Origin of the sequence: Marinobacter sp. CA1, assembly GCF_020546665.1 — a bacterium.
Classification (GTDB): Bacteria; Pseudomonadota; Gammaproteobacteria; order Pseudomonadales; family Oleiphilaceae; genus Marinobacter; species Marinobacter xestospongiae.
Map to the genome: position 1 here is coordinate 3,789,388 of NZ_CP071785.1, position 23,832 is coordinate 3,813,219.

Below are 23,832 nucleotides of genomic sequence, written 5' to 3' on the forward strand. Positions count from 1 at the left end.
GCCACCGCCAATCGGGAGGACTCTCTGTGCGCTGGATACTGTCACTGGCCGCCGTCGGCGGATTCATTGGCTTTATTGTTTACCTCAACAGCATTGATCCCGCCACGACCAGCGCGCCGCCAAAGGCCACGGCAGTCCCTTCGGCGCCCGCTGCTGCCAAACCGGCGACCACCGAGCCAGCCAAGCCACGTCAGCAGGAGGAACCGCAAAGCTTCCGGTTCTACGAAATGCTGCCAGACTCCGAGGTGGTGCCGCCGGATGTGGAAGAGTATGCGCCCGGCCCCGCCCGCCAGCAGTACGACTATCTGGTCCAGACCGGTTCCTTCCGCAAGCCCGAGGACGCCGAACGCCAGCGGGCCCAGATTGCCTTCCAGGGTATGCGGGCCCAGGTGAGCCGGATCGATCTGGACAGTGGCTCCACCTGGTACCGCGTCAACGTTGGCCCGTTCACGTCCCGCACCAAGATGAACGCCGCGCTGGACAAGCTGGTGTCGATCAACATCCAACCGCTGGTGCGAAAGATTCCCAAGGAGGGCTAAGCCCTCCCCGGGCCAATTGCCCCCGACAAATCCACGCCTCGGCTTGAAATTCGCGGTGTTGCCTCCATAACTCCCGGAACTGCTTTTCACCCCGGCAAAGGGAGCCAACATGACTACGATTCTTTCCGTACGGCGCGATGACGAAGTTGCCATGGGCGGCGATGGCCAAGTATCCCTGGGCAACACCGTCATGAAGGGAAACGCGCGCAAGGTACGGCGACTGTATAACGGCCAGGTACTGGCCGGATTTGCCGGCGGCACCGCGGATGCCTTCACCCTGTTTGAACGCTTCGAAGCCCAGCTGGAAAAACACCAGGGTAATCTCACCCGGGCTGCCGTCGAACTGGCCAAGGACTGGCGGACCGACCGCGCCCTGCGACGACTGGAAGCCCTGCTGGCGGTTGCCGACAAGACCGCTTCCCTGATCATCACCGGCAATGGCGATGTTATTGAGCCGGAACAGGGCCTGATTGCAATCGGCTCCGGGGGCGCCTTTGCCCAGGCAGCCAGCCGCGCACTGCTGGAAAACACCGAGCTCGGTGCCAGGGACATAGTCGAGAAAGGCCTGGATATCGCCGCCGACATCTGCATCTACACCAACCACAACCGCACCCTCGAAGTGCTGGCCACCAACAACTGAGCCGGAGCCACACCATGTCAGCCATGACTCCCCGTGAGATTGTCCACGAACTCAACAAACACATCGTTGGCCAGGCCGAGGCCAAACGGGCGGTGGCCATTGCCTTGCGCAATCGCTGGCGTCGGATGCAGCTCGATGCAGACCTTCGCGACGAGATTACCCCCAAGAACATTCTGATGATTGGCCCCACCGGCGTCGGCAAGACCGAGATTGCCCGTCGCCTGGCCAAGCTCGCCGACGCGCCTTTCCTGAAAGTGGAAGCCACCAAGTTCACTGAGGTTGGCTACGTTGGCCGTGACGTCGAATCCATCATTCGCGACCTGGTGGACGCCGCCGTTAAGATGCTGCGTGAAAAGGAAATGAAGCGCCACGAAAACCAGGCGCTGGATGCTGCGGAGGAGCGCATCCTCGACGCCTTGCTGCCACCGGCCCGGGATTTCCAGGAAGACAGCAACCGCAGCGGCAACGACTCCTCCACTCGCCAACTGTTCCGCAAGAAACTGCGCGAGGGCGAGCTGGATGACAAGGAAATCGAGATCGATCTGGCGAACAGCAGCGCCGGCGTTGAAATCATGGCGCCCCCGGGCATGGAGGAGATGACCTCCCAGTTGCAGAACATGTTCTCCAGCATGTCCTCAGAACGCCGCAAGACCCGCAAACTGAAAGTGTCTGACGCCCTCAAGCGGGCAAAAGACGAGGAAGCGGCCAAGCTGGTCAACGAAGAAGAGATCAAGCAGAAGGCGATCCAGGCGGTGGAGCAGAATGGCATCGTCTTTCTGGACGAAATCGACAAGGTGGCCAAACGCTCAGAGAACGCCTCGACCGACGTCTCCCGGGAAGGGGTCCAGCGCGACTTGCTGCCGCTGATTGAAGGCAGCACGGTGAGCACCAAATTTGGATCGGTGCGCACCGACCATATTCTGTTCATCGCTTCCGGTGCGTTCCACCTGTCCAAGCCCTCAGACCTGATTCCCGAGCTTCAGGGCCGGCTGCCGATCCGGGTGGAACTGGAAGCCCTCACGCCAGAGGACTTCAAACGCATCCTCACCGAGCCGGACGCCTCCCTGGTGCAACAGTACGAAGCGCTACTGGGCACCGAGGGTGTCAGCCTGAAGTTCACCGATGAGGCAATCGCACGCCTGGCGGAAGTGGCCTGGAAGGTGAACGAGAGCACCGAGAACATCGGCGCCCGCCGTCTCCATACAGTGCTGGAACGACTGCTGGAGAGCCTCTCCTTCGACGCAGGCGACAGCGTAACCGAAGCGTTCGAAGTCACCGCCGCCTACGTGGACGAGAAGCTCGGCGACCTGGCGGAAGATCAGGACCTGAGTCGCTACATCCTCTGATGGCGCCTCGAATCAGCACGGGAGCGGGCCACCAGGCCCGCCCCGATCTGCACGCCCCAACCTCAGGGAGTCTTGTCCCGTGACCGACCAGCGCCCCACCGACATCCGCATCCGCAAACGCAGCCGACGGCTGGAACTCCACTACGCCGACGGCCATCAGCTTGCCCTGCCCTTCGAACTGCTGCGGGTCTACTCACCGTCAGCCGAGGTCCGCGGCCATGGCATGGGCCCTGGCGTCCTGCAAACGGGAAAGCGAGACGTCGCCATCACCCAGGCGGAGATGGTGGGCAACTACGCCCTGAAACTGAGTTTCGACGATGGCCACGATTCCGGACTGTTCACCTGGGACTACTTGCAGGAACTGGGACGGCAGCAGGAACAGTACTGGCAACGCTACCTAGCGCGCCTGGCCGCCGAGGGTGGCAGCCGTGATCAGTAACCTGACGGCTCAGCTGGGACGCTACAGCGCCTTCTGAATCATATCGGAAACACCATCCAGACCAGCGCCAATCACCGAGCGCTGGCCCTTCTGCCGCTTCTTGGCCACGTACAACGGCAGCATCTCGCCATACAGGCTGGTGCTGATCGTACGCTGCTCATCCTCCAGCCGGTCCCGGCGTAACCGTATACCATAGCGCAGCAGCTTGGGTTCCAGCTCATCGGCCCGGGCCAGCAGGTCACGGCGGGTCATCTGGTAGGCATGTTCACAGACCATACGCCGGGACTGGAAGCTGAATACATTGGAAAAGAACAATTTGGCGTCGTCCCGGGTGGGCTCGAACAGCAACAGATCCTTGTCGGGATAATCCCGGGTGTACTGGGCAATGCCCGCCTGCATCCGCGAGTACACCATAGTGCGGAACATCTGGGACAACAGGTTGGGCATGCCGGAATGGGTCAGGGTGCCCGGACTCATACTCCCGGCGCGGACCGCCGCACTGGCATCAATCGGCACCTGGGGATTTACCGCAAACACCAGGTCGGCGCCATCCTCAAACGCCACCGACGCATGCAACGCCTTACGCAATGTGCCATCGACGTAATAGCGGCTGTCAATGGAAACCGGCACGTAGATGCCCGGTGCCGCCGTGCTCGCCTGGATTGCCCGGGAAATGGGGACGTGATCAAAGCCGGGCGCACCGAAACACACCGCTTCAGTGCTTTCCACGTCTGTCGCCACGATGTAGAGGCTGCGTTTGAGTTGGCGAAAATCGTTGGCTCGCCCCAGCATGGTGAAAGCGCTCTGCAGATAGTCGTGCAGGCCTTCATTGTCGAACAGACCGGAGGGCGCCGCCTGGGCCAGGATGGTGAGAGCCTCCAGCAGGCTTTGATCGTAGGGATTATTGACGAAACGGGAAAGCGCCGTGGTGACCAGGCGCGGCACTGATAGCAGCCGGCGGCCTATTTCCTTCAACGCCGGGCGATAAAATACATCGGGATGGAACGGATGCACTTCCGCCTCGTTGCGCACAAAGATCCGGCACAACTGGGCAGTGGTCACCTGGTTCGCCAGGTTGGCAGCGACAAACGAACCGGCGTTGACCCCCACGTAGACATCAACGTCATTGAAATCCAGCCCATCCAGCGCCTCGTCGAGGGCTCGCAGGGCGCCGATCTCATAGATACCACCAAGCGGACCGCCGCCGCCCAAGGCCAGGCCGATGCGGGGCTTGGGTTTGATTTCCGTTCTTGTTGCCACCATCGCCGTCCATCCAAAGGGTTACGGTTGCAGAGTTGCTCGATCAACCTTACCAGCCACATTTAGAGTGCACACCCTATTTGCGGGCCAACTTCGCCCTGACGTGGTGCGCCAGGGGATCAGGACTGCTCCAGCAGCACCGAGGCGGAGGTTCGGCCCGGCCGCAAGTAGCGACCAAAGCCGGCACTGCGCAGCGACAGATCGACACAACTCTTGATGACGTGGGGGGAATCCAGCAACAGCACGTCTTCCAGCAGCTGCGCCGCCCATTCCCGACTCAGGCTCCGCAGCACGGATTTGACCTTGGGCAAACTCGCAGCGTTCATCGACAGGGCGTCGTAACCCATGGCCATCAGCAACACGGCACCACCCGGGTCCCCGGCCAGTTCGCCACAGATACTGACCGGCTTGCCTACGGCGTGGGCGTCATGGGCAATCCGCACCAGCGCCTGCAGCACCGCCGGGTGGTAGGAGTGGTACAGCTGGGCCACCCTGGGGTTGTTGCGATCCACCGCCAGCAGGTACTGGGTCAGGTCATTGGAGCCCACGGACAGGAAATCCACCCGGTCGGCCAGCTCCCGCACCTGGTAGACCGCCGCTGGCACCTCTACCATCACCCCTACCTTGGGCATGTGGATGTCGTAGCCCTCTTCCCGGACTTCGTGATAGACCCGATAAATCAGGTGCAGAGACTCCTCCACCTCCGAGATATTGCTGACCATGGGCAGCATGATCTGGAGGTTGTTGAGCCCCTCGCTGGCCTTCAGCATTGCGCGGACCTGGACCAGGAAAATCTCCGGATGGTCCAGCGTCACCCGGATACCCCGCCAACCCAGGAACGGGTTTTCTTCCTGGATTGGAAAGTAGGTCAGCGCCTTGTCCCCGCCAACGTCGAGCGTACGCATGGTGACCGGGTTGGGGGCAAACGCCTCCAATTGCTCCCGGTAGTACTCCCGCTGTTCCTGTTCGGAGGGGAAACGGTCCTTGATCATGAACGGCACTTCGGTTCTGTAGAGTCCGATTCCTTCAGCGCCATGGCTGAGCGACCGCACGACATCGGTCATCAGCCCGGTGTTGACCAGCAACGACACCCGGTGGCCATCGGTGGTCTCACAGGGCTTGTCCCGCAGCACTTCCAGGCCACGGACCAGCTCGTCCTCCTCGTCGCAGATCTCCTGGTAGAAGGCTCGCAGGTCTGTCGACGGCGTGGCATAGATCTGGCCCTCGAAGCCGTCGACAATCAGCTCCTTGCCATCGAGCTGGTTGACGGGAATATCCACGAGCCCCATGACCGTGGGGACCCCCATGGCCCGAGCCAGGATGGCAACGTGGGAATTTCCGGAACCGCGCACCGACACCAGACCCACCAACTGCTCCCGCGGCACTTCGCCCAGCATCGCCGGGGTCAGTTCCTCGCTTACCAGCACGGTGCGATCGGGATAATCCTGCTCCTGCTGGTCACCCTCCTGGAGGTGGGACAGGAGGCGCCGTCCCAGATCACGGATGTCCACCGCCCGTTCCCGCAGGTACAGGTCGTCCATCATCTCGAAGTGACGCACGTACTGCTGCACGACCTGTTTCAGGGCGCCCTGGGCCCACAAGCCTTCCCGGATGCGATTGTTCACTTCCGCCGGCAGGGCGTTATCGCCCAGCATTCTCAGGTACACCTCGAACAGCGCCTGCTCTTCCGGGCGCAACTGGGAAGCAAGGCGCCGGGCCACCCGCTCAATATCCTCGCGGACCGCAGTGACTGCGCCGGCAAACAGCTGCAATTCCTGATCGATGTCTTCGGTCTGCTTCTCCGGCACCACATCCAGGTCGGCGGCGGGATAGACCACCACGCCCTGGCCAATCGCGACCCCGGGCGCACCGGCAACCCCGCTGAAACTGACATCACGGGCCTCTTCGCCGGTCAGGGACAGACCACTGATCGCGCCGGTCGCTTCGCTGTGGGCAATCACCCCCGCCAACTGGGCGGAGACTGTCACCAGGAACGCTTCTTCGCCCTCGTCGAAACAGCGGGAACTCTCGCGCTGTTGTACCACCAGCACACCCAGTACCCGGCGGTGGTGAATGATCGGCACCCCCAGGAACGATCGGAAGCGTTCTTCACCGGTTTCCGGGAAATAGCGATAACGGGGGTGGGAGGTGGCATCTTCGAGGTTGATGGGCTCTTCACGAGACCCCACCAGCCCGATCAAGCCTTCGGAGTGACCCAGGCTGACCTTGCCCACCGCTTCGCGGTAGAGCCCTTCGGTCGCCATCAGGATATAGCGGTTGGAAGACGGGTCCAGCAGGTAAACCGAGCATACCTCGGTCTCCATGGCGTTCTGCACCCGCGAAACAATAATCTCCAGCGCCTCCTGCAGGTCCCGGGCGCTGTTCACTTCTTGTACCAGATTTCGCAGTATGCCTAGCATCGCCGGCTCAGTCCGTCATCATGAATGGGTATGCTCCCGGAGCCCTGCTTCACCGCGACGAAACCGCTCCAGGTCATGGAACAGTCGTGGTGCCAGCTCCCTGAGTGCGCGTCGGTAAACCTCGCGTTTAAAGGAAACCACCTGGCCCAGAGGGTACCAATAACTTACCCACTGCCAGCCATCAAATTCCGGAGAATCGGTTCCATCGACACGCACCTGCGCGTCCGGCGAAAGCATCCGCAACAGGAACCACTTTTGCTTCTGGCCTACGCAGACCGGGTGCGAATTGTGTCGCACCATGCGTCGCGGAAGCCGATAGCGTAGCCAGCCCCGAGTACAGCTGATGATCTCGACATCGGCCGCACTGAGGCCCACTTCTTCCGCCAGTTCCCGATATAACGCCTCTTCCGGTGACTCATCGTGCTTGATGCCACCCTGGGGAAACTGCCAGGAATCCTGCCCAATTCGCCTTGCCCAGAGGACTTCCCCCCGGTGGTTCGCCAAAATGATTCCGACGTTGGGCCTGAAACCATCTGCATCGATCACGGCACAGCCCTCTGATTCATCTGTACTCGACGCTCCGGACCCGCCCTGCCCCTGACCGGGGTGGCAACTGGCACCGGAGCCTGAGAACAAGCACTCCCTAGAGTGCGGTTCTTGTCGGTAAAAATTGTCCAAGTTAGCTTCATTCTTACAGAAAGCCCAGGATTCGGCAAACCACGCCGGCCCCTGCAAAGGCCGTGATACACTGGCGGTTTGCCGCCGGCATGGCAGCCACCAATCATCCGAATTCAAACCAACCGAAGGAGTACCCGGTGACTCTCGCCATCTTTGACTTGGACAAGACCCTGCTCGCGGGTGACAGCGATCACGCCTGGGGGGAGTTCCTGGTGGAACAGGGCATTGTCGACGCCGAACTTTACCGCCGTGAGAACGACCGCTTCTATCAGGAGTACCTCAGCGGCCAGCTCGATATCGAGGATTACCTGAGTTTCGCCCTGGCCCCACTGGCTGCCCACGATATGGCGCAGCTCCAGCAATGGCGTGAACAGTTCCTGGCAGAAAAGATCCGGCCCATGATGCAGACCAAGGCGACCGATCTGATCGACCAGCACCGCAATCAGGGCCATACCCTGATGATTATTACCGCCACCAACCGTTTCATCACCGAGCCCGTCGCCGGGTTACTGGGCATTGAGCACCTGATCGCCACCGACCCGGAGCTGCAGGATGGCCGCTATACCGGCCGGGTAGCTGGCACGCCCAGTTTCCGCGACGGCAAGGTCAGCCGGTTGAACAGCTGGCTCGACGAACACAGTGCCAATCTGGAGGGCGCCTGGTTCTACAGCGATTCCCACAATGACCTGCCACTGTTGCGCCAAGTGGCCAACCCGGTGGCGGTCGACCCGGACCCGGAACTCCAGCGCACCGCCCAGCAACAGGGCTGGCCGATTCTGTCACTGCGAGACTGACGGACCCGCGACATGACCCTACGTCCCGCCACGATTGCCCTGGCCACCGTCTTGCTGGCGGCGTGCAACCCGCCCGCGGAGCCTCCGCCAGCCCAACCGGGCTCATCCGCCGCGCCCACGCCCGAGGTGAGTGCCCGCAGCGACAGGGCCTGCCAACTGGCGACCGATCTGGAGCAGCAGATCCGGCACTTCGTCTCAGAACCTGAGACAGCCCGCCTGATGGATGTCCGCGCGGCCTGGCGACAGGCCCATGAGCAGTATCGTCTGGTCTGGTCCGACTACCAGCAGGCAGGGTTAACGCTGCCCCAGCACGGCGATGACCGGGACACCCTGGATGCCTGGCCGATGCTCCCGGGGTACCTGGATCAGGTACCAGGCTATCCCAAGAGCGGCCTGGTACACGCCGACCTCGCGCTGTCGCAGAGCTTTCTGGCGCTCGAACACCAGTCCACCGACTTCCACTATCTCACCCGGGGCTTTCATCCTATCGAGTTTCTGCTGTGGGGGGAGCCGGCAGAGGCCGCTGCCGACCGGATAAAGCATTTCGTCAGCCCGGAGCCGGCACCGGCCATTGACGCAGCCCAGCGGCGAAGACAGTTATTAGGGCTGATGGCGGAGGACCTGACCGCACAGCTGCAGACCGTGTGCCGCCCTTCAGAGCAGGGAAAACTGAGCCAGGCGCTGGCAAGTCAGGAAACGGTGATCACGCTGACCACCGTCGCCAACGACGTCGATCACGGAGGCTGGTCACAGCAACCGGCCGCCGATGGTGGCGCGGCGTCAGAAGAAGCCGGTCAGTGAACGGACGAAGCAGGCCTTTATGTAATCGGTTTCCGGAATGCCGGGGATGGTTGGGTGATCCGGCGCCTGATGGCCCTGCTCCAGCAACTGCACAAAGCGGTCAATCTTGCGGCCACTGCCACGAATGATGTCCACCAGTCGGTCCTGGGACAGGTGCATGGAACAGGACGCCGACACCAGAACGCCGTCCCGGGCAAGTAACCGCAGTCCAAGCTGGTTTAGACGGGCGTAAGCCTGCTCACCGGCTTTCTGGTCCCGGCGACGGGGAATCAGCGCTGGCGGATCAAGCACCACCACATCGAATTTTTCCTTCTCCGCCGTCAACGCCTTAAGGGCATCAAAGGCGTCACCTTCCAGTGTGTCGACGACGGTGTCGAACCCGTTCAGTCCGGCGTTGTGATGAACCGCCTCGATGGCCACCGGAGAACTGTCGATACAGGTCACAGCGCTGGCGCCAGCGGCGGCAGCCTGAATGCCCCAACCACCGACATAACTGAACACATCCAGCACACGCTTGCCGGCAACATAAGACTGCAGCCGCTGACGGTTCATCCGGTGATCGTAGAACCAGCCGGTTTTCTGGCCACCTGCCAGGGGTACCTCAAAACGAACGCCATTCTCGATGACCGACAGGGTCTGTTGTTCCGGCCCATGGGCCTGCTCAATGTAGCTCTCCAGCCCTTCCACCGAGCGCATCTTGCCGTCGTTCTTGAGCACAATGGCCGCCGGCTGCACCAGGCGCTGGATTGCCCGAACAATGGCGTCCTTCATGGATTCCATGCCGGCGGTGGAAATCTGCACCACCACGGTGTCGCCAAAACGGTCCACCACCAGCCCGGACAGGCCATCGCTATCGCCAAACACCCAACGGTAGAAGGGCTCAGCGAACAGCCGCTGACGCATCGACAGGGCGGCCTCCAGACGCTGGGTCAACCGCTGGGGCGTCATACCATGAGCCGGGTCGCGACTGATCAGCCGCCCACAGATAAGAGCATGGGGATTGACGAACAGGGTACCCAGCGGCCGGTCAGATGCCGACCGCAACTCGGCCTGGCTTCCAGCCTCAAAGTCCGTCAACGGCGAACGCCGGGTATCCACCTCGTTGCTGTAAACCCAGAGGTGACCCGCCTTGATACGACGCTCAGCGCCCTTGCGGAGATAGAGAACCGGAAACTTCATCACTGCACCTGCTTCATCAAAAGAGCGCGGATTATACACAACCCCACCCCATCGGTGGGGTTGGAGCGGTAGGCAAACACCGTTACAGACTCACCGGTCACTGTAACGGTGCTGCTGCGTCTGTGAGATTAGACTGTGAAAGCCGACAGCGTCGAGACATCAACCATGCCGCCACAACTAACGGACGAACAGATCCAGCATGTTCTGCAGGGTATCCGGGTACCGCCCCAGCCCCAGATTCTGGTAGACCTGCAGATGGAGCAGGCCATGCCCTCCTCCGACAACAGCCAGATCGCCCGCCTGATTCGCCAGGATGTTTCGCTGTCCGGGATGATGCTAAAGTTCGTAAACTCACCATTCTACGGCCTCAAGAACAAGATCACCTCCATTGAGCAGGCCCTGGACCTTCTCGGACCAACCACGGTGGTCAATATCGTCAATGGTCTGTCCATCAAGGGCGAGATGTCCGACGAGGCCATCGTCCGCCTGACCCGGTTCTGGGACACGGCGACCGACATCGCCATGGCCTCCGCCACCATCGCCAAGCAGATTGGCGCCCGCAATCCGGACGAAGCCTACGCCCTCGGCCTGTTCCACAACGCCGGCATACCGCTGATGCTGACCCGCTTCCGGGACTACGAGGATGTGATGATCGAGGCCTATGGTCAGTCCGAGACCGCCATCACGGACACCGAGAACCGCTATTTCAACACCAACCATGCAGTCGTGGGCTATTACACCGCAAAATCCTGGAACCTGCCCCGCCATATCTGTGAAACGATCGCCGAGCACCACGGTAGCGACCGCATCTTCTGCAACGGCGATAGCACCCAAGGCCAGAAGAAAACCCTGCTGGCAATCCTCAAGATTGCCGAACACCTGTGCGGCAACTACCGCATTCTGGGGCAACAGTCAGACGATTATGAATGGCGGCGAATTGAAAAGGGCGTGCTGGAATACGTGGGGCTGAGTTCGTACGACCTGGAAACCATGGCCGAGAACTTTCGGGACCTGGGGATCGAGATTCACGGGCACTGACCCCGATCAAGACAAACGAGCACCCGGCATAATGAGAACCAGAGCCCGGACGCATCGACGCCCGGGCATCTAGGGATTACTCCTGCTCAGCCACTTTCTCGGCGTAAGCATCGGCATCCAGGAGACTGTCCAGCTCACCGGTATCCGCCAAACGGACCTTGAACAGCCAACCGTCACCATACGGATCTTCGTTCACTTTCTCCGGCTCGTCTTCAAGACTCTCGTTGATCGCCAGCACCTCGCCGGTGACCGGGCTGAAGACGTCCGAAGCGGACTTGACAGATTCCGCCACACCGGCTTCCTCTCCGCCGTTAACGGTCGCACCAACCTCCGGCAGACCGATGTAGACAACGTCACCCAGCTGTTCCTGGGCAAAGTCGGTGATGCCGACGGTAGCGGTTCCATCCCCCTCGTCCCGAACCCACTGATGCGTCTCGATGTATTTTACGTTGGCAGGCATTTCGCTCATTTTTGGTGTTCCTTGGCGTGCTTTTTCGCGCAGTTTACCCGAAGTTACCGGAAAGACTCCACGCTACCGGCGCTTAATCAGAGGCTCCCTTAGCCCCCGGGCTCATACCCAGGAATGCCAACATGGCAGGCACTACCCGCTCCAGCCGCTGAAAACGGTGATCACCGCCAGGCTGAATCCAGCTGGGCACGCCCCGGTAATAGGCCAGAGCGTCCCGATAATCGAGGGTTTCATCACCGGTTTGTAGCAACAATAGCAGATTCTCGGGGAGGCTCAGGCACTCGGGCTCCAACGCCTTCAAAGCAGCCATATGAGCTTCGGTCAGGGTGTAGTGTTCGTCGGTATAGGGGTTGTGCTGGGGACCCAGATAATCCCAGAGCAGATCGTAGGGGCGCACCGCCGGGTTGATCAGCACCGCCGGCACACCGAACCGTTGGCTGAGGGCGGTTGCGTAGAAGCCCCCGAGGGAACTGCCAATCAGCCCCAGCGACTGCCCCGCACGTGCCTGAATAATGTCAGCCGCCCGCGAGTATGCCTGATCCGGATCAAACCCCAGCTCCGGTACGATCAGCTCAAGGTCGGCATGGATCTGTGGCAGCCAGGCACGCAGTTCACTGGCCTTTTGTGACCTGGGGGAGCTGTTGAATCCATGCAGGTAGAGAATGGTCGCGGACAACGTCAGTACCCGGTGCTGTCGAGATCAATGGAAAACTCGAAGTCCTCGGCCCGCACCACATCGGTGGCCAGATCACCATCTGGATGAAGTTCGAACCAACGGTAACCCGGCGCCAGGTCTGCCACTGCAAAATCGGCCGACCCCGCCGCGAACTGAATGCAGGTGGATGGCGACGCCAGCAGGCGCACGCCCCCGCGTTGCTGGTCCAGGGGCTGATGAATATGCCCCCACAGCACCACTTTGACCTGGGGAAAACGGTCAACGATGGCCCAGAAAGCCTCCCGGTTCCTGAGACCGATGTTGTCCATCCAACGGGAGCCCACATCCACCGGATGGTGATGCAGGGCAATCATGGTTGGCCGCTCCGGCGACCGGGCCAGGGCCCGCTCAAGAAACGCCAGCTCGCAGTCGGAGAGTTCACCATGTACGTGTCCCGGCACCGAGGAATCCAGCAGCAGGAACTGCCAGCCGCCCATCGCAAGCTGCTTCTGGCCGCCGACCGCGCCGGCCGCATACCCCAGCACCACCGCATCATCATGATTGCCCGGCAGCCATAACGCCGGACAAGCAAACTGCGCCAGGCGCTCAGTCAGCACCTGATAGGCTTCAGCGGAACTGTCCTGAGCCAGATCACCGGTTGCCAGGATAAGATCCGGCTCCCGTCCATCCGCCTGCACTTGGGCGATGACAGCATCCAGACTGTCTCGGGTATTGACCCCCAACAGCTCCCCGTGCGGGTCCGCCATCAAATGGGGGTCCGTCAGCTGCAGCACCTGCAAGGGACGATTGGGCTTTGATTGGGTCATGACACCTGGCTATCCGGCAGAGCGTACTACCACCTTGCAGTACGTTTCAGACCGAGGTTATTGACTTTATTGGCAAGTTTCCTGAATAACGGTCACATTCTGTTCAATGTGGCGCCTGTAGCGCCTTAGCCTTTAGGCTAATACGATCCGTCCGGAAGCACCAGAGCGCCACCCTGCTCCTGAGGCCAGAGAGGAACCCGGCGTTAAAGGATCTAGGGCGCCTCGCGCCTGGCAGGCCCCAGATTGAGCTCAAACGGCGTATGGCCAAACTTGAGGCAGTAATCGAGCCAGTCCGCCAGAAAGCTGTTGACCTGTACCTTTTCATCCGGGTGATGCATGTAGCGATTGGGGTAGTCGTTGACCGGCGCAATACGGCGGTCACGGTAGCAACTGATCACCTCCGCCAGGCTGGCATCGTGGTATACCCGCACCGTCAGTTGCGGGTTGTTGAGCCACCGACCACTGTTGTGGACCTGCTCCAGGTAGAGGGTTTCGGTGTAGCGGGCCGCCTGAAGGACTTCGATACGTACCCGGCCCAGATAGAGATCGCCGCGGTGCAACTCGAACTCCGACACCGGGCGTTCATCCTGCTCCAGATGGCGCAGACGCTGCAGGCGCCGATAGTTGCCCTCTCCCAGCGCGCCCAGTCGCCGCAGGTCTGGCACATAACGCTTGGGCTTCATTACCCACTCGGTCATCTCAGGCCCAGGCCTCCCGCAAACGTTGGTGATTGAGCTGCAACCATTGCAGACCAATGATCGCAGCAGCGTTGTTGATCCGGCCGTCCGCCACCATGGCCAGCGCCTCGGCCACAGGCACGACATGGACCCGGATATCCTCGTGCTCTGCCGCAATGCCATGGAGCCCGCCCGCACGGGAGGCGTCCACCCGGCCACAGAACAGGTGAATCATTTCATCGGTGCCACCGGGGGACACCAGATACTCACAGATTTTTTCCAGTGTCTGGAAGCTCAGGCCAGCCTCTTCATCGCCTTCGCGCTGGGCCACCTGCTCTGGAGTTTCTCCCACCTCGTTCATGCCCGCCACCAGTTCCAGCAGCCAGGGCGACTGGTCGCGACCGATCACACCGGCACGGAACTGCTCCAGCAACACCACCTCGTCCCGCTGGGGATCGTAAGGCAGCACGCAGGTGGCATCTCCCCGCAGGAAGAGCTCGCGGGTGAACTGAGGCATCCGGCCGCCATCAAAACGGGGATGGCTGAGCCACAGTTTATCCATCCGGAAGAACCCCTGATAGACCGTCTCCCGACGATCCACAGTAACATCCTGCTGGCCAAACCGGGCGGAGCCGGCACCTTGTTGCTGGGACATGAACAAACCTGTTGAGCGATGGGGACGAAAAAGACCGGCCTGGCTTCGCCAGACCGGTCTTGTCTGAAAACAAACGATAGCCGGACCCTGCCCGGCATTGCAAGGCAGGGTCTACACCTTGGCCAGCTACACCTTGTCGTAAAGCTTGCTACCCGAGGCCCGGAACTGCTCGGACATTTCTTGCATTCCCACGTCGACCGCCTCAGCTTCAGCGACGCCCTTCTCAGCAGCGTAGTCCCGGACCTCCTGAGAGATCTTCATGGAGCAGAACTTGGGGCCACACATGGAGCAGAAATGCGCCACCTTGGCGGAGTCCTTGGGCAGGGTTTCATCGTGGTAGGCACGGGCGGTGTCCGGGTCCAGACCGAGGTTGAACTGGTCTTCCCAGCGGAACTCGAAGCGGGCCTTGGACAGCGCATTGTCACGCACCTGGGCACCAGGATGGCCCTTTGCCAGATCGGCCGCATGGGCAGCGATCTTGTAGGTGATGATGCCGGTCTTGACATCGTCCTTGTTGGGCAAGCCCAGGTGTTCCTTCGGGGTGACGTAGCACAGCATGGCGCAGCCGTACCAGCCGATCATCGCCGCGCCGATGCCAGAGGTGATGTGGTCGTAGCCCGGCGCAATGTCGGTGATCAGCGGCCCCAGGGTGTAGAACGGCGCTTCATCACAGCACTCCAGCTGCTTGTCCATATTCTCCTTCACCAGGTGCATGGGCACATGGCCGGGGCCTTCGATCATGACCTGAACGTCGTGCTTCCAGGCGATCTTGGTCAGCTCACCCAGGGTTTCCAGTTCGCCGAACTGGGCGGCGTCGTTGGCATCAGCGATAGAGCCGGGACGCAGGCCATCACCAAGACTGAAGGACACGTCGTAGGCCTTCATGATCTCGCAGATTTCCTCGAAGTGCTCATACAGGAAGCTTTCCTGATGATGCGCCAGACACCATTTCGCCATGATCGAGCCGCCCCGGGAAACAATTCCGGTAACCCGGCTGGCGGTCAGCGGTACATGGTGCAGTCGCACGCCGGCATGGATGGTGAAGTAGTCAACTCCCTGCTCCGCCTGCTCAATCAGGGTGTCGCGGAAGATTTCCCAGGTCAGGTCCTCAGCCACACCGCCCACTTTCTCCAGCGCCTGATAGATCGGCACGGTACCGATCGGCACCGGCGAGTTACGGATGATCCAGTCCCGGGTTTCATGGATGTTCTTGCCGGTGGACAGATCCATGATGGTGTCCGCACCCCAGCGAATGCCCCAGGTCAGCTTCTCCACCTCTTCTTCAATCGAGGAAGTAACGGCGGAGTTGCCGATGTTGCCGTTGATCTTCACCAGGAAGTTGCGGCCGATGATCATCGGCTCGGTTTCCGGATGGTTGATGTTGGCAGGGATGATGGCACGGCCACGGGCCACTTCGTCACGGACAAACTCCGGGGTGATTTCCTCCGGCAGCGAAGCTCCCAAGGGTTGTCCCGGATGCTGGGCCCTCAGCAGGCCTTTTTCCCGGGCCTCCTGCAGCTTCTGGTTCTCGCGGATGGCGATGTATTCCATCTCCGGTGTCACGATGCCCTGGCGGGCATAATGCATCTGGGTCACGTTCTGGCCGGGCTTGGCCCGCAGCGGCTTGCGCTCGTCCATGAAGCGGAGCGGGTCCAGCTGTGGGTCCTGCATGCGGCGACGGGTAAAGGCGGAGGTGTAGCCCTCAAGACGCTCGACATCACCACGCTCTTCAATCCAGCCGGCACGCAGTGGCGCCAGGCCTTTGCGCAGATCGATCGTTGCTTCGGGATCGGTGTAGGGGCCGGAAGTGTCGTAGACCACCACTGGCGGATTGGCTTCGCCACCCATTTCGGTAGGCGTATCGGAGACCTCAATCTCCCGCATTGGCACCCGGATGTCGGAACGGCTGCCTTCCACGTAAATCTTGCGGGATTTGGGGAGTGGCTTCACGGCGGCGGAATCAACCTTCGCCGAATCACTCAGGTAATCTGGTATCGTCGTCATCAGAGCGCCCCTGCTTGTGTGATTGTCATTGGGTCGCGTATGACGGCGCCTGCCCGCCATGGCCGGAGCCCTGGGCAGTGCGAAGATCTTGCCTCGAATCCCTACGCCGGTATTAACCGGTTCAGGTCAGCGGGTTCTGCCAAGCAATCTCAGCCAGCCGTAACTATGGCCAGCACCCCGTCAAGACGCGATATTTTGTAGCGGTACACCCTTGAAAGAGTGCCCGCTGCAAGTGTAGAGATCATCCCCAATATTGTCCATAATGACCGCGCCTGCCCGTTCAGGACCCACTGTAAGGATTTGAGCTTTCAACAGATTTGGCCGGGCGTTGATAATGATTCAGGAGATGACATGAAAAAACGACTGCTCTCGGGACTGATCGGCCTGCTGGTGGCGCAGCCGGCACTGTCCGTGGATCTGATGGAGACGTACCAGAAGGCTCTGTCCTACGATTCCGGCATCGCCGCCGCCCGAGCCACCTACGAGGCCCAGCAGGCCAACGTGGATGTCAGCCAGAGTACCCTGCTGCCACAGATTGGCGCTTTTGGCTCCGCAGGTTACACCGACCAGGACGGTCCCAACGTCGATAACGGCTCCCGTACCCTGTCCTACGGTGTGCAACTGACCCAGCCGGTGTTCCGGGCCGACAACTGGTACCGCTACGATGCCAGCCAGTTCCAGAGCGAATCGGCCCGAGCCCAGTACAATCTGGCGCAGCAGCAACTGATGCTGGATGTCGCCACCGCGTATTTCAATGTCCTGCGGGCCACCGACAACCTGACCACAACCCGGGCCGCCGAAACCGCCATCCAGCGCCAGTACGAGCAAGCCCAGGAACGCTTCGATGTTGGCCTGATTGCCATCACCGAAGTCTATGAAGCCCGCGCCAGCTACGACACCGCCAAGAGCACCCGCATCGCCGCTGAGAGCAACGTCGACATTGCCCGTGAGCAACTGGCCCGTCTCACCGGTGAATTCACCGAAGACCTGGAGAATCTGGAACAGACCTTTCCGCTGAATCGGCCGCAGCCAGGCAACCCCTCCGACTGGGAAAGCACCGCACTGGAGCAGAACTGGCGCATCCAGTCAGCCCAGTACGACCTTGATGCCAGCGAGTCAACGCTGAAAACCGCCAAAGCCGGCCACTACCCGACGGTCAACCTGGAAGCGGCCTATGGCGATGCCGATGTGGACGGCGCCATGACACCCCAGCGTGACGGCTCCACCACCGAGTCATCCATCAGCCTGACCGTGAACGTCCCCCTGTACATGGGCGGTGGCACCGAGGCTGGCGTGCGTCAGCAACGCTCGCTGGTGGACGTTGCCCAGCAAAGCCTGGAAACGGTGCGGCGGGATGTACGGGTGAATACCCGCAGCCTGTTCCGTACCGTCAACACCAACATCGAGTCCGCCGCTGCGCTGGAGCAGAGCATTGTCTCCCGCCGCAGTGCCCTGGACGCGACCCGGGCCGGTTACGAGGTCGGCACCCGTAACATCGTCGAGGTACTAGATGCCGAGCGCGCCTACTACGTAGCCCTGCGTGACTATGCCAACGCTCGCTACGACTACGTCATCAACTCCCTGAGCCTCAAGCAGGCCGCCGGCACTCTGAGCCCACAGGATCTGATGGACCTCAATAACTGGCTCAGTGCCACTGCACCCGGCATTGAGGCACTCGCCAACGACGACAAAACCCACGACCCGATGGCGCAGTAAGCTCTACCCGAAAACAGTAAGCTCTGCTCAACAAAAAGGGATGCTCTCGGGCATCCCTTTTCTGTTTTTTTACGAAGCCCAGCCATCGTCAACGCATCCCACGCCATTCGCACGCTGCTCAGGCCGCCCCGGCACCCTCCTCTTGGGCGCGGCTGATAATGCCATCCACCACCCGGTTCAACGCCCCTCGGTTCGCATCCACCACCGCCAGCGCATTGCGGCCCGCCAGCTGTGCGGTCGCCGGCTCCCGAATAAATTCGGCCAACCGCTGGTGCAAAGCCTCGCTGTCTGCCACTACAGACAATCCTGCACCCTGTTGCAGATGGCCATAAATCGTCTCGAAGTTGAACACATGGGGCCCGGACAAAACCGGGATGCCCCAGGCAGCCGGCTCCAGCGGATTATGCCCACCCCGTTCGATCAGCGATCCGCCCACGAAAGCCAGATCAGCCGCACCATACAGCATCAGCAGTTCCCCCATGGTGTCACCGAGGTAAACCTGGACACCCGAGCCGTCATCGTTCCTGGAACGGCGCGCCAGCGTCAGCCTCTGGCTCTGGATCAGTCGGGCAACCGACTCAAAACGCTCGGGATGGCGGGGCACAATCACCAGCAGCGCCTTGGGAACGTCCTCCAACAACCGCTGATGTGCGGCCAGGATCTGCTGATCCTCGCCATCGTGGGTGCTGGCGGCAATCCACATCGGCCGATCCTCACCGAGCCGGGTTCGCAGGGCTCGGGCCTGTTGTCGAACCACATCGGTAATATCAACATCAAACTTGATGCTGCCGGTGACCGACACCGTTTCCGGCTTGGCGCCGATGCGCAGGAACCGGTCCGCATCGTCCTGCGCCTGGGCCGCGATCCAGCGGATGCTGGCCAACAGTGGCGTCACCAGCGAGCCGATCTTGGCGTAGCCCCTGGCCGAACGCTCCGACAGGCGGGCATTGATCAGGAAAATCGGCACTTGCCGCCGACGGGTCAGGGCAATCATGTTGGGCCACAGCTCGGTTTCCATGATCACCAGCGCGCGGGGATTGATGCGGTCGACAAAACGTCGCACCGAACCTGGCGTGTCGTAGGGGGAATAGGCGTACTTGACCTGGTCGCCGAAGATGGCCTGGGCCCGCTCAAGGCCGGTGACCGTCATTGCCGTCATCAGGATGGTGGCATCGGGATTACGCCGTAACAGCGTCTTCACCAACGGCGCCGCAGCGATTGTTTCGCCGACAGACACCGCATGAACCCAGATCACCGGCTCCCGGAACCGCTGCACCAGGCCAACCCGCTGCAACCAGTGCTGCCGGATCTTGGGGTTGTCACGCCCACTCCACCACAGCCTCACCAGCACAAATGGCAGGGCCAGGCGAAAAACCAGGGAGTAGAAAAAGTGCAGCATGTTGATCCTGTCCTGAAAGGCCAGCCTGGACGATAACCGGCAAAATGGGCGTTCACAGCCCGGGCATTCTACCGGAATGGCCGGGCTGTGACCCGCCCTGCCCCGGTCCATCATAAAGAACCGGACTTGCCTCACATCACTCGAGAAGCGTTTGACTGTAGCCAATAACGGCGACCCTGTTAGAATTCCGGCCAACCCTGTTATGAGCCGAACTATGACAGCCAGACGCCAAAAGAAAATCCGCGACACCCGTTACAGCCACTACCTGTCACCTCGCTGGTGGCCCACCTGGGCACTCGTGGGACTGATCTGGCTGGCGGCACAGCTGCCCATCAGTTGGCAGTGGCAACTGGGCAGGGCGCTGGGCGAAATCGCCTATCGGCTGCTTCCCCGTCGTCGCCACATCACTGAAACCAACATTCGCCTGTGTTTTCCGGAGCTGTCGGCGGAGCAGCAGCAAGCGCTGGTAAGGAAGAGCTTCCATTCAAACGGCATTGGCATCATGGAGATTGGCTTGGCCTGGTTCCGCAATCCGGAACGCTTCCGCGCCATCACCCGGGTCCACGGCCTGGAACACGTTGAGACCGCGCTGGCCCGGGGCCAGGGAATCCTGCTACTGGGCGGCCACTACAGCACGCTCGATCTTGGCGGCAGTCTGGTGTCGCTGTTCATCGATGCCGACGTCATGCAGCGGGACCACAACAACCCACTGATGAACGCGGTGATGACCCGGGCCCGGGAGCGCCGCTACGGCGTTGCTCTCGGCGCCAAGGACCTGCGGGGACTGCTGAAACGGCTGAAGCAAAATCGCATTGTCTGGTACGCCACAGATCAGGACTATGGTCGCAAGGGCATAGTGTTTGCACCGTTTTTTGACGTCCCCGCCGGCACCATCACCGCCACGTCCCGCATTGCCGAACGCAGTGGCTGCACCGTGCTGCCTTTCAGCCACTTTCGGCGCGACAGTGAGGTCGGTTACGACATCTATTTTCATCCACCGCTGGCGAACTTCCCGTCCGGTGACGACCTCGCCGACGCCTCCCTCGCCAACCTCACCATTGAGCGGGAAATCCGGCGTTTTCCGGACCAGTACCTGTGGATGCATCGCCGCTTCAAGACCCGGCCATCGCCGAATGACCCCGACCTGTACCGGGAAACCGCACAATGACCACCGCAGCCACCGCCAAAACGCCGGTGGTCTGGCTGCTGACCGACGGCAAACCCGGCCACCGCAATCAGCTGCGGGGACTGGCCAGCCGACTGCAGGTGTTGCTGGGCGCGAGCCTCTACTGGCTGTCGACTCCCGAGATCGCAGTGAGTTTCTGGCAGGCCCTGAGAGCACGGGCTCCGGACATTGACGCCCCCAGCCCGCACCTGATCCTGGCGGCGGGCTCCGGTACCCACCGCCTGCTGCTGGCGCTGCGGCGACAACCGGGATGCCGCACGGTGGTGCTGATGAAGCCGGCGTTCCCACGACGCTGGGTCGACGCCATGATCCTGCCCCAGCACGACCGGGTACCCGCCAGTAAACGGGTATTCACCACCCTTGGCGCGCTCAACGCCATAACCCCCCTGGGCCAGCTTACCGGCAAACCCGAAGCGCTGCTGTTGATTGGCGGCCCATCGAAACACTTTGTGTGGGACAGCGACACCATTCTCGACCAGGTCCGCACCCTAATACAGCGTTACCCGGACTGGCGCTGGACCCTGGCCAACTCCCGTCGTACCCCGGCACCACTGAGCCATGCCCTGAACGCGCTGGAAGGCGTTCACATCACCTGGGTCGACCACCAACAGACAGATGCTGACTGGGTGCCTCAACAACTGGCCCGTTCGCGGGCGGTCTGGGTCACCCCGGACAGCAACTCCATGGTGTTCGAAGCCTTGACCGCGGGGGTGCCAACCGGGCTGTTCTCCTTGACGGCAAAGCCGGGCAGCCGCCTGGCAGCCGGCCTCGGTGCCCTGGTGACAGATGGTTATGTTACGCTCTGGGACCAGCAGGCAACGCTGATGTCATCTTCCCCCCGGCGCCCACCGCCCCTGTGGGAAGCCGATCGCGCCGCACGCTGGCTGATCCAGGAGGTTCTCGGGAGTCAACTATGAGAGTTCTGCAGGTATTGCCGGCACTGGAAAGTGGCGGCGTGGAACGGGGTACCGTGGAGTTCGCTGCCGAGCTGGTGCGCCAGGGGCACGAATCCCTCGTGCTGTCCGCCGGCGGTCCGCTGGTGGAGCTGCTGCATCGCCAGGGTTCCCGGCACATCACCATGCCGGTACATCGCAAGTCACTGGCCTCTTTCGGTCAGATCCGGCCAGTACGCCAATTGCTGAAAGAGCTGCAGCCGGACATTGTCCACGTCCGTTCCCGAATGCCGGCCTGGATCGTCCGGCTGGCCTGGAAAGGCCTGCCTGCCGACCAGCGTCCGGCACTGGTGTCGACCTTTCACGGCATGTACTCGATCAACCCCTATTCCGCCATCATGGCCAAGGCCGACCACATCATTGCGGTGTCCGAGTGCGTGCGGGACTACGTCCTAAACCACTACCCGGTGGACCCGGCCAAACTGACGGTGATCCAGCGCGGAGTCGATGTGGATGCGTTCAGCGGGCCAACACCTGACCCACAATGGCAACAACGCTTCTTCCAGACCTACCCTCACCTGGTGGGTAAACAGCTGATTTTGATGCCAGGGCGGATCTCCCGCTGGAAAGGCCAGCTGCTGTTCCTCGATGTCATCGCTGACCTGGTGCGCCGGGACAGCCGTTTCCACGGCGTTATCGTGGGCGGCCCGGAGGCCGGCAAGCAACGGTTTATGCGGGAACTGGAAACCCACTGCACTGAGCTCGGGCTGGACAGTGACATCAGTTTCCTGGGGCAGCGCTCCGATATTGCCGAGCTCTATCGCATTGCCACCCTGGTCTGTCACATGTCCACCAAACCGGAGCCCTTCGGCCGCACGGTCACCGAAGCGCTGGCCGCCGGTACGCCGGTGGTCGCCTTTGATCGCGGCGGCGCAGCGGAAACCCTGAAAGCCTGCTTCCCAGACGGCCTGGTACCACCGGACGACCTGCGCAGTTTTGCCGAGCGGGCTATGGAGCTGACACAACGGACGTCCCACAGCATCCAGCTTCCGGAACGGTTTCGACTATCGGCGCAAACCTCGACCACAATCGCTATCTATCAGCAACTGCTGGCAAGCCAGCGCGGTCGCTGACCATGGCCAGCCCACTGCAGATTGCCCAGGTCGTCGCTACCCCCGGCACCACCTGGGGCGGCATGGAGCAGCACACCGCGGACCTGTGTGCCGGTCTGAGCCAACGTGGACATCGGGTCACCGTGCTGGCCCACCCGGACTACCGTGCGGAGTTTCAGACGGTCGCCGAGTTCCTGCCAGTCCCGACCCAGCTGGGACGTCGCCACCCGCGACTGTGGTGGTTGCTGCGAAAGCGGTTACTGACCCTACAACCCCAGATTTGCCATGCCCAGGGCAACAAGGCCGCCCAACTGTGCCGCCATGGCCTGCGATTGTGGCCCGGGAATGTCCCCCACCCACGGCTGATCGGCACGGTGCATGGTCACAAGTCGTCGATGAGCGCCTTCCAGAATCTCGACGGCGTGATTGCCGTCAACGATGCACTCGCTCGGGCCCTGCCCGAGAACCGGGTCCGGCGCATCTACAACGGCCTGCCCAACCCACCGCCGGGCCCTCCCGGTCTTGCCATTCCCGCCACCCGTCCACTGCTGCTTGCGGCAGGGCGGCTGGAACCGGTCAAACAGTTTGACCGGCTGATTCAGGCCTGGGCGCAGCTGACACGACAGGGCGCACCGGGCTTACTGGTGATCCTTGGCGAGGGCTCGCAGCGCCCCGTCCTGGAACGCCTGATAACAACCCTCGGTATGACGTCACGGGTCCTGCTGCCGGGTCGGGAACACAACCTGAGCCCCTGGTATCGGGCAGCGGATGCCTGTGTGGTGAGCTCCTCCCGGGAAGGCTTTGGCTACGTCATCGCCGAGGCGTTGATGGCGGGCTGCCCGGTGCTGTCGACGCCGGTCGGGATCGCACCGGCGCTATTGCCTACCGACGCCCTTAGCACGGGCACCACCACCGATGAGCTGGCTGCCCTGCTCCAGCACCACTGGCAGCACCGGCAAGGCTTGCGACAGCACCAACAGCAAAGCATGCGGCAGTCTCGTCAGACCTTCACCCTGGAGGCCATGGTCCGCGAGACCGAGCGCTACTATTTCGAGATGCTTGTTTGAGCTGCTTGTTTGAGCTGGAGGGAACCGCCTAAAACTTC

23 protein-coding genes and 1 riboswitch are annotated in these 23,832 nt (G+C 61.6%); of the genes, 12 read left to right on the plus strand and 11 right to left on the minus strand.

Annotated elements, in window-relative coordinates; translation table 11 throughout:
- Positions 1-26 precede the first annotated feature (26 nt).
- The 4 genes from J2887_RS17330 (at position 27) to J2887_RS17345 (ending at position 2,964) form a co-directional block, all read left to right on the plus strand.
- The gene (locus tag J2887_RS17330) at positions 27-539 is read left to right on the plus strand and encodes an SPOR domain-containing protein (protein WP_316974650.1); all 513 of its coding nucleotides are present in this window, start codon (positions 27-29) and stop codon (positions 537-539) included.
- 109 nt (positions 540-648) lie between these two features.
- Positions 649-1,179 carry an ATP-dependent protease subunit HslV gene (gene hslV / locus J2887_RS17335; RefSeq protein WP_227172362.1) on the plus strand — a complete coding sequence of 177 codons (531 nt, stop codon included), beginning with the start codon at positions 649-651 and terminating at the stop codon, positions 1,177-1,179.
- Positions 1,180-1,193: 14 nt separating this feature from the next.
- Complete coding sequence (hslU, locus tag J2887_RS17340; protein WP_227172364.1) at positions 1,194-2,525, plus strand: ATP-dependent protease ATPase subunit HslU; 1,332 nt, start codon at positions 1,194-1,196, stop codon at positions 2,523-2,525.
- Between the two features lie 79 nt (positions 2,526-2,604).
- Positions 2,605-2,964, plus strand: coding sequence for a gamma-butyrobetaine hydroxylase-like domain-containing protein (locus tag J2887_RS17345; protein WP_227172366.1), 360 nt, complete (start codon positions 2,605-2,607; stop codon positions 2,962-2,964).
- Between the two features lie 21 nt (positions 2,965-2,985).
- On the opposite strand, the gene J2887_RS17350 is transcribed toward J2887_RS17345, so the two are convergent.
- From J2887_RS17350 to J2887_RS17360, 3 genes are all read right to left on the minus strand, one after another.
- Positions 2,986-4,227, minus strand: coding sequence for a patatin-like phospholipase family protein (locus tag J2887_RS17350; protein ID WP_282450695.1), 1,242 nt, complete (start codon positions 4,225-4,227; stop codon positions 2,986-2,988).
- Between the two features lie 116 nt (positions 4,228-4,343).
- The gene (gene ptsP, locus J2887_RS17355; RefSeq protein ID WP_227172367.1) at positions 4,344-6,644 is read right to left on the minus strand and encodes a phosphoenolpyruvate--protein phosphotransferase; all 2,301 of its coding nucleotides are present in this window, start codon (positions 6,642-6,644) and stop codon (positions 4,344-4,346) included.
- A gap of 18 nt (positions 6,645-6,662) precedes the next feature.
- Positions 6,663-7,190: an RNA pyrophosphohydrolase gene (locus tag J2887_RS17360; RefSeq protein ID WP_227172369.1), complete on the minus strand. Its 528-nt coding sequence runs from the start codon at positions 7,188-7,190 to the stop codon at positions 6,663-6,665.
- Positions 7,191-7,459: 269 nt separating this feature from the next.
- Between J2887_RS17360 and J2887_RS17365 the strand changes: the two genes are divergently transcribed.
- Both J2887_RS17365 and J2887_RS17370 read left to right on the plus strand, forming a co-directional pair.
- Positions 7,460-8,116, plus strand: coding sequence for an HAD family hydrolase (locus J2887_RS17365; protein WP_227172371.1), 657 nt, complete (start codon positions 7,460-7,462; stop codon positions 8,114-8,116).
- Positions 8,117-8,128: 12 nt separating this feature from the next.
- Positions 8,129-8,917 (plus strand): imelysin family protein, encoded by a 789-nt coding sequence (locus J2887_RS17370; RefSeq protein ID WP_227172372.1) that lies wholly within the window; start codon positions 8,129-8,131, stop codon positions 8,915-8,917.
- Here J2887_RS17370 and J2887_RS17375 read toward each other — a convergent pair.
- Positions 8,897-10,096 carry a class I SAM-dependent rRNA methyltransferase gene (locus tag J2887_RS17375; RefSeq protein ID WP_227172373.1) on the minus strand — a complete coding sequence of 400 codons (1,200 nt, stop codon included), beginning with the start codon at positions 10,094-10,096 and terminating at the stop codon, positions 8,897-8,899. The two genes, J2887_RS17370 and J2887_RS17375, sit on opposite strands and share 21 nt — an antisense overlap.
- 165 nt (positions 10,097-10,261) lie before the next feature.
- On the opposite strand from J2887_RS17375, the gene J2887_RS17380 reads away from it, so the two are divergent.
- Positions 10,262-11,134, plus strand: a complete 873-nt coding sequence (locus J2887_RS17380) for an HDOD domain-containing protein (RefSeq protein ID WP_228752885.1) — start codon at positions 10,262-10,264, stop codon at positions 11,132-11,134.
- A 76-nt stretch (positions 11,135-11,210) separates the two neighbouring features.
- Here J2887_RS17380 and gcvH read toward each other — a convergent pair whose 3' ends face one another.
- The 6 genes from gcvH to thiC form a co-directional block, all read right to left on the minus strand.
- Positions 11,211-11,603 carry a glycine cleavage system protein GcvH gene (gene gcvH, locus J2887_RS17385; RefSeq protein WP_227172377.1) on the minus strand — a complete coding sequence of 131 codons (393 nt, stop codon included), beginning with the start codon at positions 11,601-11,603 and terminating at the stop codon, positions 11,211-11,213.
- 73 nt (positions 11,604-11,676) lie between these two features.
- Positions 11,677-12,279 carry a YqiA/YcfP family alpha/beta fold hydrolase gene (locus J2887_RS17390; RefSeq protein WP_227172378.1) on the minus strand — a complete coding sequence of 201 codons (603 nt, stop codon included), beginning with the start codon at positions 12,277-12,279 and terminating at the stop codon, positions 11,677-11,679.
- Positions 12,280-12,281: 2 nt separating this feature from the next.
- Positions 12,282-13,085, minus strand: coding sequence for a 3',5'-cyclic-AMP phosphodiesterase (cpdA, locus tag J2887_RS17395; RefSeq protein WP_227172380.1), 804 nt, complete (start codon positions 13,083-13,085; stop codon positions 12,282-12,284).
- A gap of 212 nt (positions 13,086-13,297) precedes the next feature.
- Entirely contained in the window at positions 13,298-13,783 is a 486-nt protein-coding gene (locus tag J2887_RS17400; RefSeq protein ID WP_227172382.1) for a DUF1249 domain-containing protein, read from the minus strand.
- Position 13,784: 1 nt separating this feature from the next.
- Complete coding sequence (locus J2887_RS17405) at positions 13,785-14,417, minus strand: NUDIX domain-containing protein (RefSeq protein WP_227172385.1); 633 nt, start codon at positions 14,415-14,417, stop codon at positions 13,785-13,787.
- 126 nt (positions 14,418-14,543) lie between these two features.
- On the minus strand, positions 14,544-16,421 hold the full coding sequence (thiC, locus tag J2887_RS17410; RefSeq protein WP_227172387.1) for a phosphomethylpyrimidine synthase ThiC: 1,878 nt from the start codon (positions 16,419-16,421) through the stop codon (positions 14,544-14,546).
- 80 nt (positions 16,422-16,501) lie between these two features.
- A riboswitch (TPP riboswitch) is annotated at positions 16,502-16,611 on the minus strand.
- A gap of 161 nt (positions 16,612-16,772) precedes the next feature.
- On the opposite strand from thiC, the gene J2887_RS17415 reads away from it, so the two are divergent.
- Complete coding sequence (locus J2887_RS17415; protein WP_227172391.1) at positions 16,773-18,137, plus strand: TolC family outer membrane protein; 1,365 nt, start codon at positions 16,773-16,775, stop codon at positions 18,135-18,137.
- A 118-nt stretch (positions 18,138-18,255) separates the two neighbouring features.
- Here J2887_RS17415 and waaA read toward each other — a convergent pair whose 3' ends face one another.
- Positions 18,256-19,536 (minus strand): lipid IV(A) 3-deoxy-D-manno-octulosonic acid transferase, encoded by a 1,281-nt coding sequence (gene waaA, locus J2887_RS17420; RefSeq protein WP_227172395.1) that lies wholly within the window; start codon positions 19,534-19,536, stop codon positions 18,256-18,258.
- A 214-nt stretch (positions 19,537-19,750) separates the two neighbouring features.
- Here waaA and lpxL point away from each other — a divergent pair, with 214 nt between their 5' ends.
- The 4 genes from lpxL to J2887_RS17440 are packed head-to-tail and all read left to right on the plus strand — an operon-like array spanning position 19,751 to position 23,794.
- On the plus strand, positions 19,751-20,704 hold the full coding sequence (gene lpxL, locus J2887_RS17425; protein ID WP_227172398.1) for an LpxL/LpxP family Kdo(2)-lipid IV(A) lauroyl/palmitoleoyl acyltransferase: 954 nt from the start codon (positions 19,751-19,753) through the stop codon (positions 20,702-20,704).
- Positions 20,701-21,639 carry a mitochondrial fission ELM1 family protein gene (locus tag J2887_RS17430; protein ID WP_227172401.1) on the plus strand — a complete coding sequence of 313 codons (939 nt, stop codon included), beginning with the start codon at positions 20,701-20,703 and terminating at the stop codon, positions 21,637-21,639. The genes lpxL and J2887_RS17430 overlap by 4 nt, the downstream gene beginning before the upstream one ends.
- Positions 21,636-22,748 carry a glycosyltransferase family 4 protein gene (locus J2887_RS17435; RefSeq protein ID WP_227172403.1) on the plus strand — a complete coding sequence of 371 codons (1,113 nt, stop codon included), beginning with the start codon at positions 21,636-21,638 and terminating at the stop codon, positions 22,746-22,748. Before J2887_RS17430 ends, J2887_RS17435 begins: the two co-directional genes overlap by 4 nt.
- Positions 22,749-22,750: 2 nt before the next feature.
- Complete coding sequence (locus J2887_RS17440; protein ID WP_227172405.1) at positions 22,751-23,794, plus strand: glycosyltransferase; 1,044 nt, start codon at positions 22,751-22,753, stop codon at positions 23,792-23,794.
- Positions 23,795-23,832: the final 38 nt, after the last annotated feature.